The organism is Hallella absiana, from assembly GCF_025457485.1.
GTDB lineage: Bacteria > Bacteroidota > Bacteroidia > Bacteroidales > Bacteroidaceae > Prevotella > Prevotella absiana.
This window is the reverse complement of the sequence record NZ_JAMXSP010000007.1, coordinates 1-13,800: the sequence shown is the minus strand read 5'-3', so window position 1 is coordinate 13,800 and position 13,800 is coordinate 1. Positions and strand designations below refer to the sequence as shown.

The 13,800-nt window shown below is 48.0% G+C and carries 9 protein-coding genes and 3 tRNA genes; 2 read left to right on the top strand and 10 right to left on the bottom strand.

Features of this window, described 5'->3' with window-relative positions; genetic code table 11:
• Positions 1-88 precede the first annotated feature (88 nt).
• Positions 89-1,213: a DNA polymerase III subunit beta gene (dnaN, locus tag NG346_RS04930; protein WP_262279653.1), complete on the bottom strand. Its 1,125-nt coding sequence runs from the start codon at positions 1,211-1,213 to the stop codon at positions 89-91.
• Positions 1,214-1,394: 181 nt separating this feature from the next.
• Between dnaN and NG346_RS04925 the strand changes: the two genes are divergently transcribed.
• Positions 1,395-1,835: a DUF3127 domain-containing protein gene (locus tag NG346_RS04925; RefSeq protein WP_262279654.1), complete on the top strand. Its 441-nt coding sequence runs from the start codon at positions 1,395-1,397 to the stop codon at positions 1,833-1,835.
• Positions 1,836-1,962: 127 nt separating this feature from the next.
• On the opposite strand, the gene NG346_RS04920 is transcribed toward NG346_RS04925, so the two are convergent.
• From NG346_RS04920 to rpsA, 9 genes are all read right to left on the bottom strand, one after another.
• The gene (locus NG346_RS04920; RefSeq protein ID WP_262279655.1) at positions 1,963-3,624 is read right to left on the bottom strand and encodes an HU family DNA-binding protein; all 1,662 of its coding nucleotides are present in this window, start codon (positions 3,622-3,624) and stop codon (positions 1,963-1,965) included.
• Complete coding sequence (locus NG346_RS04915) at positions 3,621-3,902, bottom strand: HU family DNA-binding protein (RefSeq protein ID WP_262279656.1); 282 nt, start codon at positions 3,900-3,902, stop codon at positions 3,621-3,623. The genes NG346_RS04920 and NG346_RS04915 overlap by 4 nt, the downstream gene beginning before the upstream one ends.
• A complete protein-coding gene (rimO, locus tag NG346_RS04910) occupies positions 3,899-5,266 on the bottom strand; it encodes a 30S ribosomal protein S12 methylthiotransferase RimO (RefSeq protein WP_262279657.1) in 1,368 nt (455 codons plus the stop codon). The genes NG346_RS04915 and rimO overlap by 4 nt, the downstream gene beginning before the upstream one ends.
• A gap of 50 nt (positions 5,267-5,316) precedes the next feature.
• Positions 5,317-6,264: a signal recognition particle-docking protein FtsY gene (gene ftsY, locus NG346_RS04905; protein WP_262279658.1), complete on the bottom strand. Its 948-nt coding sequence runs from the start codon at positions 6,262-6,264 to the stop codon at positions 5,317-5,319.
• A gap of 131 nt (positions 6,265-6,395) precedes the next feature.
• Positions 6,396-6,468: transfer RNA gene (locus NG346_RS04900), tRNA-Lys, on the bottom strand.
• A gap of 18 nt (positions 6,469-6,486) precedes the next feature.
• Positions 6,487-6,559: transfer RNA gene (locus NG346_RS04895), tRNA-Lys, on the bottom strand.
• A gap of 18 nt (positions 6,560-6,577) precedes the next feature.
• Positions 6,578-6,650 (bottom strand) — tRNA-Lys (locus NG346_RS04890).
• Positions 6,651-6,761: 111 nt separating this feature from the next.
• Positions 6,762-8,825 carry a transcription termination factor Rho gene (gene rho, locus NG346_RS04885; RefSeq protein ID WP_262279659.1) on the bottom strand — a complete coding sequence of 688 codons (2,064 nt, stop codon included), beginning with the start codon at positions 8,823-8,825 and terminating at the stop codon, positions 6,762-6,764.
• A gap of 544 nt (positions 8,826-9,369) precedes the next feature.
• Positions 9,370-11,157 carry a 30S ribosomal protein S1 gene (gene rpsA, locus NG346_RS04880; protein ID WP_262279660.1) on the bottom strand — a complete coding sequence of 596 codons (1,788 nt, stop codon included), beginning with the start codon at positions 11,155-11,157 and terminating at the stop codon, positions 9,370-9,372.
• A 1,112-nt stretch (positions 11,158-12,269) separates the two neighbouring features.
• Here rpsA and NG346_RS04875 point away from each other — a divergent pair.
• Positions 12,270-13,661, top strand: coding sequence for a fimbrillin family protein (locus tag NG346_RS04875; protein ID WP_262279661.1), 1,392 nt, complete (start codon positions 12,270-12,272; stop codon positions 13,659-13,661).
• Positions 13,662-13,800: the final 139 nt, after the last annotated feature.

Sequence of the window (13,800 nt, the reverse complement as noted above, 5' to 3'; positions counted from 1 at the left end):
ATGCCACTACGAGTCTTGAAGAGAATATCGGACGATTCGGCTTTCAAGACTCGTAGCTGCGAAGATATTATCTTATGATAGTTGACAATTACTCATTCAGAATTAACGGCATGATCAGCATCAGCACATCCTCATGCTCATCCTGCACACTTGGCAATACAATGCCCGGACGGCTGGGATCGCCCAGCATCACTTTCACGTCGTCGCTGTCGAGCGAGGAGAGGACTTCGCAGAAATAGTCACCGCGGAAGCCGATCTGCAAAGGCTGTCCGTTGTACTCACACACCAAAGTCTCTTTAGCGCTTGTCGCAAAGTCGATGTCCTCAGCAGAGAGCTGTAAAGAGCCCATCGACAGTCTGAAGCGGATCAGCTGACTGCTGATGCTGGCGAAAGGCAGTACGCGGCGGATGCTGTCCATGAGAGCCTTACGGTCAACGAGGAGCTCATTGGGGTTGTCAGCAGGAATCGCAGCGTTGTAGTTGGGGAAGGTGCCCTCGATCAGCTGGCAACGCAGTGTGCCTTCGGCAAATGTCAGTTCAGCTGCATTGTTGTTGAACTTGATGACCACATCGCCGCTGGTTGGGTCGAGTCCGTTTTTCAAGAGGTTTGCCGGCTTCTTAGGAAGGATGAAAGAGGCCGGAGTCTCGGACTTGATGTCGTAGTTGCGGCAGCGCACCAACTTGTGTCCGTCGCTGGCGACGATAGCCAGATGCTCTGGCGTCAAGTCGAAGTAAACACCATTCATCACAGGGCGGATCTCGTTGTTGTCCGTAGCAAAGAGCGTGCGTGAGAGATTGCTTACCAAAACGCCGGCGTCAATTGTCAGCGTATGGATGTCGCCCTCCATAGGCTGCACCTGAGGATACTCCTCAGCGTTTTGTGCCACGAGCTGATACTGACCATTTTGATATTCAACAGTCACCTGAAAAGATTCCAAGTTGACATCGAAGGCGAGGGGCTGCTCAGGAAGCAGCTTCACTGCATCGAGGATCAGACGGCTGGAAATGGCAAAAGATCCTTCGCTGTCGCATTCGCTCAAGCTGACCAAAGAAGTCATGCGGTTCTCGCCATCGCTGGCCGTGATGTGAAGTTGTCCTTGGCTGACATCAAACACGAAGCATTCCAAGATGGGCATGGAGTTTTTGGAGTTGATGACCTTCGCCAATGTTTGCAGTCGAGTGCTCAACGCGGAGCTTGAAAGACTAAATCTCATATAATAATGTTTTTATTTGTTTTCGTCTATACAAAGATAATAAGAAAATAACAAAACTGGGAAGCAATGACATATTATTTTTTATTTTTTGTTTTTTTTCAATCGAATTGCTTGATATTTCCGTCTTTATCATTATCTTTGCAGTATAACAAAAAATAGTTCAACTAAAAAACTCTCATAAATGGCATTACAAGGAATAGAAGTAGAAGGGGTGATCATCAAAGAGTACCCTGCTAAGGAGGGCGTTTCTCAGCGCACTGGTAACGCTTGGAAATCCCAGGAATTTGTGATTCAGACGAAAGACCAATATCCTCGTGCTTGCTTGTTCCGTGTCTTCGGCGCAGACAAGCTCGAGCAATTCAATATTCATCAGGGCGACACGGTACACGTGTGGTTGGATATCAATGCTCATCCATGGCAAGACCGCTATTTCAATGATATCAGTGCTTTCCGTGTTGACCATGTAGATCCTAACGCTGTTGGCGGTACTGCTATGGCAGCTCCTACAAGTCAGTTGGGTGGCCAAGCCCCTGTTGCTCCAGCAGCTGCTCCAACCAGTACAGCAGCTCCGACAGCACCAGCGCAAGACAATGGCGATGCCGCTGATGATCTTCCCTTCTAAATAATGCTTTTGCGGGGGAGCCCCGGCTAAAGAATTTATCCTTTAGCATTTGAGGCTACCCCGCAAAATCGTTATTAGCTTATATTTCTAAGGAGTTGGATCATCCAACATTCTTTTCTCTTTCTTTTTATTTCCTCTTTTTGATTTGAAGTTTGGGGATCTTGACGCTTTCTCCTGCTTTAAAGTCCGTTTTACCACCGTTGACAGCTTGTACATAGCATTCCATTCCCGGTCCAAGATTGGCGCGGCTGATGGAAGTGAGTGTCTGTCCGCTTCGTACTTTCACCGTATGGCTGACGCCAACGATGCGGTAGGCTCCCGTGCGGATTCTTACGTCTTGGTTATAAGCAGTCTGATCTTTGTCAGTCTCTTGCTTTGACGCTGCGCTCTCAGATGGTTTCTGCTTAGTATTATTTGTATTTGCCGCAGCCTTCATGGCATTGCGTTGACCATCTTTTTGCAGATTGCTATTGGTTGTCGTTGAGGGCTGTGAAGCATCTTTGTTGCTTGCTTCCTGGCTCTCCATCTTTTCTTTTACCTTAGCATTTTCCTTAGCCTGGGCTTCGTTTGAAGTCTGCTTTTGGCTGGGTTGGTTTGCTGTTGATGATGTTGTGTTGAGTGCAGAGTCATTGCAGGGTTGCGTATTGATACCATTCTTATTACGGTAGGCCAATATTTCCAGCATCTCAATGCGGTGATCACGCTTCTTCAGTTGGTTGAGCAGAAAATAGCCACCACCCAAACATAGCAAAACGATGATCACGAAAACAGAAAGGACACCCTTCATCATCCGATATTGATGACGGAAATTATTTCGCAGCTCTTCATTCGCAGCCTGCAAGATGTGGTTCTCATCCTCGAATTGCCGGCTGATGCTGGCGGTTGCCGTTTGCACTTTCTGCTCAAGATCAATGGCTTGTATCTCCGGCTTTGAATCTTTGATCTCTTGCTTTATGTCTTCGGCTTTCGGCGCATTTTCTTGCGATTCCTGTTCAGGTTCATTCGGCTCTTGCGTCAGCGCTTCCTGTTTAGTGTCTTCCTCATTGCTTGGATCTTCACTCTCTTGACTATTAGCAGCTTCAATTATAGAAGGAGTTTCTTGAGTAGAGCTGTCCTCTTCCGCTGCTGGTTCATCTTGTGCAGGGTCTTCCTCCTCCTTAGAAGATGGAGCTTCTGAAAGAATATTCTCCTGGAGAAAAGTATCATTCACTTCGCTCGGTGCTTCTGTCGCTAAGGATTGAACATTGCTGTTCTGAACTTCTTCTGGTTGATTCTCGGGAGTTTCTTCTTGCTTATCTTCAACAGAATCTTTCTGTTGTTGATTCTCAATCGAACCTTCTTGTTGATTTGCAATAGAATCCTCTTGCTGATTTGCAATGGAATCCTCTTGTTTATCTTCAACAGAATTCTCCGATGTTTCATCCTTTTCCTCTTCTTCAAATTTCTTGTCGATGAGGCTAAAGTCAGTGCCGTCGTTGACAGCTACTGTCTCAAATTGAGAGAAGGGGCGGTTGACAAAATCACGCATATCGCTGTCCGGCGTGAAGCTGATCTTATCTCTGCCGTCGATAAGAATCGGCTCACCCGTGTTGACATCGATGCTCTTTCTCGACTGCACACTGATGACTTTGAAAGTACCCAATCCTTTGATCTTCACAATCTTCTCGTCTTGAAGACCATCCTGCAAGACACTGAACATCTTCTCGACAAAGCTGTTGGCCTGCTTCTTGTCAAGTTCAAATTTGTCGACGAGTTCTTGTGATAAGTCTTTGATGAGTTGTTTGTTCATGATTTTCCTTTCAAAGTTTCTTTGATTGCGGATGTGGGCTTGAAGCTGAGCACAAGTTTTGGTGGTACCAGCATCCGCTGTCCGTTGCCCGGGTTGACGACAATGCGTTCGAGTCTTTTCTTCACCTCGAAAGAGCCGAAGTTGGTGATCTGCACACTGTCGCCGTCCTCAAAGGCTTTTTTCATCGCCTCGATGACCGTGTTGACCATTTTCTGTGTGTCGGCCTGCGTATAGCCGGTGTCAGAGGCTAAAGTGCTGATGAATTCCTTGTTGTTCATACTTGTCCATATAAATCAAACTCGTCACTGCCTGTCATCTTCACTTGATAGAAGTTGCCGACGCGCAAGCGCTTGTTTTTCACGGGGATGAGCACTTCGGGATCTACTTCGGGAGAGCAGTATTCGGTGCGACCCACATAATAGTCGCCCTCTTTGCGATCGATGATCACGGGGAAAGTCTTACCCACTTTCTCGGATTCTATCTCCTCGCTGATCTGCTGTTGCAGCGCCATGAGCTTGTCGAGGCGCTGCTGCTTCACCTCTTCCGGCACGTCATCGTCGTAGTGAAGGGCGGAATAGGTGCCCTCCTCCTCGGAGTAGGCAAAGGCTCCCATACGCTCAAAGCGCTGCTCACGCACGAAGTCGAGCAACTCGTTAAAGTCTTCCTCTGTCTCACCGGGGAATCCCACCATCAGCGTGGTCCTGATGTGAATGCCGGGAACGCGCTCGCGAATCGTACGGAGGAGATTGATGGTATCTTCCTTGGTGACGTGGCGGTGCATTCTTTCGAGCATGTGGTCGGAGATGTGTTGCAGAGCAATGTCGAGATAACGGCAGACATTTGGCTTCTCGCGCATCACATCCAGCAACTCCAGGGGGAATTGGTTGGGATAGGCATAGTGCAACCTTATCCACTTCACTCCGGGGATGTCCGCCATGCGGCTGATGAGCTCCGCGATCATCGGCTTGTGGTAGAGGTCGATGCCGTAATAGGTCAGTTCCTGTTCAATAATCTGAAACTCTTTCACGCCTTCTTTGACCAGTTCCTGCACCTCGTTGAGGATGTCGTCTATCGGCCGGGAGACATGCTTGCCGGTGATCAATGGTATGGCGCAGTAGGCGCAGTGACGGTCGCATCCCTCTGCTATCTTGATGTAAGCATAGTGATGAGGCGTCGTCAGCTTACGGCGACTGTTGGCGTCAACGCGCGATTGGCTGAAGCTCTTGTTTGCCTGCGCCGCTTGCTGCTGGTCAGCAGTTGCGTCAGTGTCTGCGGCTTCGACTTTTGCCGGTCCAAGATCCTGCAACAGCTGTCGGTAGTCAAACTTACCATAGAATTTATCGACTTCGGGTATCGATTCCTCCAACTCCTTGCGATAGCGCTGTGAGAGGCAGCCCATGACAAAGAGTTTCTTGAGTTTGCCATGCTGCTTGGCATCGACAAACTCCAGGATCGTGTTGATGCTTTCCTCTTTGGCCGCTTCTATAAATCCGCACGTATTGATGACGGCGATGTCTCCGGCAGGGCGCTTTGGATCGTGTACACAATGATAGCCCTCCTGCTCGAAGCGCCGCATGAGTTGTTCAGAGTCTACGAGGTTTTTTGAGCACCCCATAGTGATAAAGTCTATTCTATTCTTCATTTTATATTTTGCAGCTGTCGTTTGTCGAACGGTGTCAGCTGATTGAGCGATTAAAAGAGTGAGTCAACAAATTCTTTCCGGTTAAAGAGCTGGAGGTCCTCCATTTTCTCTCCGAGGCCGATGTATTTCACGGGCACTTTCAGCTGGTCGGAAATGCCGATGACAACGCCGCCCTTGGCGGTACCGTCGAGTTTGGTGATAGCCAGAGAAGTGATGGAGGTGACAGCAGAGAACTGCTTGGCCTGCTCAAAGGCGTTCTGTCCTGTACTGCCATCGAGCACCAGCAATACCTCGTCGGGAGCGGTGGGCACCACTTTCTTCATGACATCCTTGATCTTCTTCAGCTCATTCATCAGACCAACCTTGTTGTGCAGACGTCCGGCGGTATCGATGAGCACGACATCAGCGCCGTTGGCTTTTGCGCTTTGCAGTGTGTCGAAGGCGACGCTGGCAGGGTCTGCGCCCATTTGCTGCTTGATGACGGGCACTCCTACGCGATCACCCCAGATCTGTATCTGCTCTACGGCAGCAGCGCGGAAAGTGTCGGCGGCACCGAGATATACTTTCTTTCCTGCTTGCTTGAACTGGTAAGCCAGTTTGCCTATGGTTGTGGTCTTGCCGACGCCGTTGACACCGACCACCAGTATCACGTAAGGCTTGTGGTCGCTGGGTAGATCCCAGTTACTGCTGTCTTTCGTGTTGTTTTCGGTGAGCAGTGAGGCTATTTCTTCTTTCAGGATGGTGTTGAGCTCAGAAGTGGACACATATTTGTCTCTTGCCACTCTCTCCTCGATGCGGTGGATGATCTTCAAGGTGGTATCCACACCTACATCTGAGGTGATCAGTGCTTCCTCAAGATTGTCGAGCACATCATCGTCAACCTTGGACTTACCCGCGATGGCACGCGTGATCTTACTGAAGACACTCTGCTTGGTCTTTTCCAGTCCTGCATCAAGCGTCTCTTTTTTCTTCTTATTAAAAAGTCCGAATATTCCCATCGTTTCTATTACTTATTTCTATTGCAAAGATAGTGTTTTATTTGCAAACTACAAAATATGGCACATTCAAAATAGGGAAGTGGGAGAGTTATGGAAACAAAAAAGCTGAATCTCGAAAGATTCAGCCTTTGTGCGCCCTTAGGGACTCGAACCCTAGACCCACTGATTAAGAGTCAGTTGCTCTACCAGCTGAGCTAAGGGCGCATTCTCAAGTAAAAGAAGTGCGCCCTTAGGGATTCGAACCCTAGACCCACTGATTAAGAGTCAGTTGCTCTACCAACTGAGCTAAGGGCGCATTCTCAAGTAAAAGAAGTGCGCCCTTAGGGATTCGAACCCTAGACCCACTGATTAAGAGTCAGTTGCTCTACCAGCTGAGCTAAGGGCGCATTCTTTAGTTGTTTGGCAATCCTCAACCGTCTGTTTTGGAATTGCGAGTGCAAAGGTACACTTTTTTTAGGTACCCACCAAACTTTTCGTTATTTTTTTTCCAAATTTCTTCAATCGTTCATGGATGCAAGAAACTCGGCGTTGTCTTTTGTGCGCTCCATTTTGTCATGAATTGTGTTCATGGCTTCCATCGGATTCATGTCGGAAATGAACTTGCGCAAGATCCACATACGCGACAGCGTGGTCTTGTCTTGCAGCAGGTCGTCACGACGCGTGCTGGACGCTACGAGGTTGACAGCCGGGAAGATACGCTTGTTGGACAATGAGCGGTCGAGCTGCAGCTCCATGTTGCCGGTACCCTTGAATTCCTCAAAGATCACCTCATCCATCTTGCTGCCGGTATCGATAAGTGCTGTGGCGATGATGGTCAGTGAGCCGCCGCCTTCGATGTTACGTGCGGCACCGAAGAATCGCTTCGGCTTTTGCAGTGCGTTGGCATCGACACCACCGGTGAGCACCTTGCCGCTGGCAGGAGATACTGTGTTGTAGGCACGGGCCAGTCGGGTGATGGAGTCGAGGAAGATGACCACATCGTGGCCGCATTCTACCATGCGTTTGGCTTTTTCGAGCACGATACCTGCAATCTTGACGTGGCGCTCAGCAGGCTCGTCGAAGGTAGAGGCGATGACCTCGGCGTTGACAGTGCGGGCCATATCGGTGACCTCCTCAGGGCGCTCGTCGATGAGCAGCATCATCAGATAAGCCTCGGGATGATTGGCTGCGATGGCATTGGCGATATTCTTCATCAAGATGGTCTTACCGGTCTTTGGCTGTGCCACGATGAGCGCACGCTGGCCTTTGCCGATCGGAGAGAAGAGGTCGACGATACGGGTGGAGAGGTTGGTGGTCTTCGGATCACCGCAGAGTGTGAACTTCTCGTCGGGGAAGAGCGGAGTAAGATGCTCAAAAGGAATTCTGTCTCTTACTTCCGATGGATTGCGTCCGTTGATGGAGTCGATGGAAGTCAGAGGGAAATATTTCTCACCTTCCTTGGGTGGTCTCACATGGCACTGAACGACGTCGCCCGTCTTCAGTCCATAGTGTTTCACCTGGTTGACGGCAACATAGATGTCGTCGGGGGAGGAGAGATAGTTATAATCGCTTGACCGGAGGAAACCATAGCCGTCGGGCATAATTTCCAGCACGCCATTGGCGGAGATGATGTCGTCGAAATCGTAATTGCCGTTCGGTTCCTGCTGTTCCTCTTCCTCCTGATAGTCGGAAGCGGGATACTCATTATTATTGTATGGAGTCGTGGGATTGTCAAACATGTCATAGTTTGGCGTCATTCCCTGGTCTTCAATCGGAAGGTCCACAACAGGAATGAAATCGGTGCCGTCGCCGGGATCGCCTTCCCACACACCGTCTTCAGTGTTAGCCGAAGCCTCCTGCTGCTTGTTATGTTCGTTGTGCTCGTTGACTTTTTCCTGCAACTTTGTCAGAATGTTATGTTCCTGGCCATCGTTCTCACCTTGATTTTTGCCAGTGGCAAAAGCCTCTTCGGGAACCAATTCTGTGTTGGTATCAGGTGCATTGTCTTCGGTAGTACTATCGGCGCTGCTTTCGTCGGCCTGAGTTTCTTCTGCCATATTCTGTGCAGCAACTTCTATTTGCTTTTGGAGTTGGTTGATTCTTTCGATCAATTCCTTTTCCTGCTTGGTCTTGGGGCCACGATGCTTAGGCAGGTTGTCAAGTTCCTTCTTGAGGGCCTCTACTTGCTGGAACAGAGAGCCCTGTTCGCCGTTTTGTGCCGTCTGATGATCGTTAGCTTTATTTTCTTCTTTAGCTTCGGCAGGTGCCTGAGTATTAGTGTTGTCAGAAAACAAAGTATTCTCGACTACTTTCTTATTTCTTTTCATATCGAGGTTTTCTCCATTCTTTCCATTTACAGAATACACGTAATCGGTTTCAGGAGCAGTTATCCTTATGCGTTTTCTTTTGCCGGTAGTTGTTGCTGAAGCTGTAGCATGGCTGCTGTCGTCGGCCTGCTTGTCAAGGATGTCATAGACGACTTTCTCCTTGGAGGCGTCTGGATCCAGCTCCATGCCTAATTGCTGAGCAATATCTTCCAGTTCAGAAGTATTCTTAGCTAATAATTCTTCTTTGCTATACATAGAATATAAAAAATATGCTTGTTGATTTGACAAGATGTTGCAAGAATAGCAACGTCGATGTGTTTTAAATCGTTGCAAAGGTAATGAAAAATCGACAATTTTTATTATGAACAGAAATGAAATATCTGTGTATTAACACTTATTAATTAATATACGGTAAATCGTAAATGTTCAGCGAATGAAGTTGAAGACTTATTAGTGGTTTTTTGTTATCAAGAATTTGAGAATTATAGAATTTGCTGCGCATCATAGAGTATCGATGAGAATTGGAGAGTATAAGCTGCAATACGGGCTTTCCTTCTGATAATTCTTTTGAATTCCAGTCGATAGAAGAATTCTCAAATTCTTGAGATAAACAAAGTAAGCCACAGAGGTCTTCTGCTGTATAGTTACTGAAAATCCTTGTTTCTATGGTACGGAAGCTATAGCGGATGAGCATAAAAAGGTATAAAAAAAACTGCAAAACCGAAGTCTTGCAGTCTTTATAAGTGGAAGCTCTCTTCACTAAATGGTCGGAGAGAGCTGTGTCTTCGCAGTCTATTGATTACTTGCCGTTCTCGAGGTCTGCCTTCAGCTTAGCCAGCACGTCGAGATCGCCCAGACTTGTACCGGCAGCAACATTGTTGATCACCGGAGTATCCTGAGCCTTGCGGGCGCCGGAGTTGTGGCGGCGAGTTGCCTTAGGCTCGTCCTTGCCCTCCTCGAATGTACGAGAGTGGGAGAGGATGATGCGGCGAGAATCTTTGTTGAACTCGATCACCTTGAACGGAAGAACCTCACCGAGCTTAGCCTGAGAGCCGTCTTCCTTGGTCAGGTGCTTAGGAGTAGCGAAGCCTTCGCCACCCTCTGTCAGGGTGATGACAGCGCCCTTGTCCATCATCTCTGTGATCTTGCCCTCGTGGACAGAACCCGGAGTGTAGATCTCCTCGTACTTGTCCCAAGGATTCTCCTCGAGCTGCTTGTGGCCGAGGCTCAGACGACGGTTCTCCTTGTCGATGTCGAGAACGACAACGTCGATGTCTGCACCAACAGAAGTGAACTCAGAAGGATGCTTCACCTTCTTGGTCCAGCTCAGGTCAGAGATGTGGATCAGTCCGTCAACACCTTCCTCGAGCTCTACGAAGATACCGAAGTTGGTGAAGTTGCGAACCTTAGCAGTGTGGCGGCTGCCGACAGGATACTTCTGTTCGATGGTCTCCCAAGGATCCTCTTTGAGCTGCTTGATACCCAGGCTCATCTTGCGCTCCTGGCGGTCGAGAGAGAGGATCACGGCCTCTACCTCGTCACCTACGTGCAGGAACTCCTGAGCAGAGCGGAGGTGCTGGCTCCAAGACATCTCGCTGACGTGGATCAGGCCCTCAACACCGGGCTGGATCTCAACGAATGCACCGTAGTCGGCGATGACGACAACCTTACCCTTGACGTGGTCACCCACCTTGAGGTTAGGATCGAGAGAATCCCAAGGATGCGGAGTGAGCTGCTTCAGGCCGAGAGCAATGCGCTTCTTCTCCTCATCGAAGTCGAGGATAACGACATTGATCTTCTGGTCGAGCTGTACAACCTCATGCGGATCGCTGACGCGGCCCCAAGAGAGGTCGGTGATATGCACCAGTCCGTCCACACCGCCGAGGTCGACGAATACACCGTAAGAGGTGATGTTTTTGACAGTACCCTCGAGCACCTGGCCCTTCTCCAAGTGAGAGATGATCTCTCGCTTCTGAGCCTCGAGCTCGGCCTCGATGAGTGCCTTGTGCGATACGACCACGTTGCGGAACTCCTGGTTGATCTTCACCACCTTGAATTCCATGGTCTTGCCCACGAACATGTCGTAGTCGCGTATAGGATGAACGTCAATCTGGCTGCCGGGGAGGAAGGCCTCGATGCCGAAGACATCAACGATCATACCGCCCTTAGTACGGCACTTGATGTAGCCCTGGATGACCTCGTTGTTCTCCATAGCCTTGTTGATGAGCTCCCAGCTCTTGCTCAGGCGAGCCTTCTTGTGAGAGAGTACCAGCTGACCCTTCTTGTCCTCCTGGTCTTCCACATAGACTTCCACCTTGTCGCCAACCTTCAGGTCGGGGTTGTAACGGAACTCGGAGGCGGGGATGATACCATCGCTCTTGTAGCCGATGTTGACGACTACTTCCTTCTTGTCGATGGAGATGACGGTACCTTCTACTACCTCGTGCTCCTGAATCTTGTTGAGGGTCTCATCGTAGGCCTTCTCAAGATCCTGCTTGCTCACGTTGGAGCTGCTGCCGTTCTCAAACTCGTCCCAGTTGAAGTCGGCCAATGGCTGCACGTTCTTGACGTTGTTAAAATCTGACATAAAAAATTTTGTTGTTAATGAATTAATAAAGTTAGACTTTATGTGAAATATATCGGGCACTTTTACCGTGTCCTCTAAAATCGGGTGCAAAGTTAGCACTTTTCTCTTTCATATCATTCATATAGTCAGTATTTTATCTATGAATTATGTAATATTAACAAATCTGTGAAATAGTTCCGACAAAAATACTTCCGCGGCAACATGCATTCCAGAGATAATGGAATCAAGAAAATAAGGGCTTGAACATCAGAAAGGGACTTGAAAAGTGAAAAATCAGTGATTTCATCGCACCATCTCACTGATTTCTCCTCTTCAAATCACTGCTTTGATGAGGTAAATCCACTGAGATGATCGAATTTTTGCTGTTCAATTTCGTAAGCAAAAGGCAATTTTACAAATGCAAGGAGTATAGCGTTTGCGCAAGTTGTTGATAGTTAGGTAAATACTAAATGTTGGCGAAAATTAAAAAATCACGGCAAATACCATGGCCGCTTGCAAGAATCGCCTTCTCGCGCCTCGTTTTTTGTCAGTTTATCTAACAATTACTATTTTCCTTTGCACTTTTCCTTTCTGTATGACAGACTTGTTAGCAGGATCCTCTTATAGGCTTTATAGTGCGTACATCTTTCTTTCCCACCACAAAAAATAGGATAGAATGAAAAAAAAATTCGAAGAACAGTCAGATTCTCACAAAAATGCCGTAACTTTGCAACGGAGAAGATTTGTGGCTTGCTGCATGTCTTCCTCGGACATAATCGTGTCGTAGCCGTCGGCTAAGCGTAGCCGGCATACCAAAGGCCTCGGCACATGGAAGACGTTTACAAACATTATCTTCAGTTTTCAAACGTAGGAAATTTGAATCAGATGGAGGTATTGCGAAGTGAATGTCTGCGCTTTGGTGTATTTATTCCACACCCGGATGGGAGTGGTGTATAATAACCTCAGGCGTGGACGTTCTGTGCAATTGTTCCATCTGGGGTTTCCTACGACCTGAAAACTGGACAATCTGTACAGATGCCCACGTTTTTTTATGTCCTTTAGGTAACAATGTATGATTTAACAAGGCCGAATCCGGGGTTTCTATAGGTGCGATGATAATAAAAGGGTATATTATGTGTCTTAGAAACTTCTTTATGTTGCTTGCTGTTTCAGCTTTGCTTGTTGCTTGCTCAACCGAAGAGACGGGCACGACAAACGAAAAGGGTAGGAGCCAGATATGTTTCTCTGCTGCAGAACCACTCACTAAAGCCTCGGTCAGTAATACGATTACGGGATTTTATGTCGGTGCCAAACATGCCGACGGCTCTGTGTTTTTCAACAACGAGCAGGCTGTGGCGTCCGGCGGTTACTGGGAGACCTCTGCCAAGCACTATTGGCCTGTCGGCAAACTTTCTTTCTATGCCTATGCGCCGACTAACACCAACGATATGGTAAGCGCATCGGCTGTCGGCACGCTCACTTATACTGCTTCCTCCACTGACATTGCGAACCAGCCCGACCTGCTTGTGGCAAAGAACATGGGCGTAGCGCGGGCGGCCAATGATGCGCCCTCGCCTGTGCTGTTGACATTCGATCATGCGCTGAGCAAGGTGGCGTTTACACTTCAGAAAGGTACGCCGGCTTGTACCGTGAAATCTATTTCCCTCAATAACGTATATAGTAGCGGCACTTACGACCTCGCAAATAATAGTTGGACGGTATCAACAGCATCGACTGCCAACTATACGTTGGCGGTCAACAAGGCCGTTACAGGCAGTGAGGGATCCGACATATCTCTTACTTCGAGTGCCGATAACAATCTGTTGATGCTCGTTCCGCAAACGTTTCCTGCGGGGGCCGTGCTGTCAGTGTCATTTACAGTCAATGGAGAAATTTGCACCTTGCAGAAGGACTTGTCTGGACAGACGCTTGATAAGGGAAAGGGCATTAACTTCATGGTCAGTCCGAGCTCGTTGTATGTCACGACTTTGTCGAAGGTTACAACAGCTGATGTGGGTAAGGTTGTCTGTACGGACGGCACGGTTTATAACACTGTGAGCATAGCAAAATACTCAGGGAAGACACCTTGTGGGATGATCGGGTATGTGGGGAGCGATCAATCGCATTCTATACCGCACGGGATAGTTTTCGCATTAGAAGATGCTTCAAAGGATTACTATTATTATAATGATGGTGTAGTAGTGGCGAAGACTTATAACTCGTCGTTGCCCAGTAATACAAGTGGATGGCATTTGCCATCTGTTGTGGAATGGAATCATATAATTGATGCATGTGGAGGAACCAAATACGCTGCTGAAGTAAGTAGCGGAGAGAGATGGGAGTCAGGTCTCTTACTACAGAAAATGTCGGATTGTGGAGGTACACCTTTCAACCTTTGGTATTGGGCAAGTGATGGTAATGCTTCTTTAGGTACGAACGGTATTGGTTGGAATATTAATTTCAATAACATCGCATGGTGGTTTTCTTCCGAATATGGTTATGTCCGTGATTGCTTTACTTTCTGACCGTATATATTAGTTCTACGTATCCATCCATTTTAGGCCGCCTTTTCTATAAGCTGTAAATTTTCGACCTTTGCCGAAAATTTACAGCTTTATGTTTAATCTCAACGAGAATAACCAGTTTTTCCTCTCCAATTCCCCA

What these genes read in the sequence shown, in the direction of transcription:
- dnaN (WP_262279653.1), bottom strand. Translation starts at nt 1,213, where the DNA reads ATGAGATTTAGTCTTTCAAGCTCCGCGTTGAGCACTCGACTGCAAACA.
- NG346_RS04925 (WP_262279654.1), top strand. Translation starts at nt 1,395, where the DNA reads ATGGCATTACAAGGAATAGAAGTAGAAGGGGTGATCATCAAAGAGTAC.
- NG346_RS04920 (WP_262279655.1), bottom strand. Translation starts at nt 3,624, where the DNA reads ATGAACAAACAACTCATCAAAGACTTATCACAAGAACTCGTCGACAAA.
- NG346_RS04915 (WP_262279656.1), bottom strand. Translation starts at nt 3,902, where the DNA reads ATGAACAACAAGGAATTCATCAGCACTTTAGCCTCTGACACCGGCTAT.
- rimO (WP_262279657.1), bottom strand. Translation starts at nt 5,266, where the DNA reads ATGAAGAATAGAATAGACTTTATCACTATGGGGTGCTCAAAAAACCTC.
- ftsY (WP_262279658.1), bottom strand. Translation starts at nt 6,264, where the DNA reads ATGGGAATATTCGGACTTTTTAATAAGAAGAAAAAAGAGACGCTTGAT.
- rho (WP_262279659.1), bottom strand. Translation starts at nt 8,825, where the DNA reads ATGTATAGCAAAGAAGAATTATTAGCTAAGAATACTTCTGAACTGGAA.
- rpsA (WP_262279660.1), bottom strand. Translation starts at nt 11,157, where the DNA reads ATGTCAGATTTTAACAACGTCAAGAACGTGCAGCCATTGGCCGACTTC.
- NG346_RS04875 (WP_262279661.1), top strand. Translation starts at nt 12,270, where the DNA reads ATGTGTCTTAGAAACTTCTTTATGTTGCTTGCTGTTTCAGCTTTGCTT.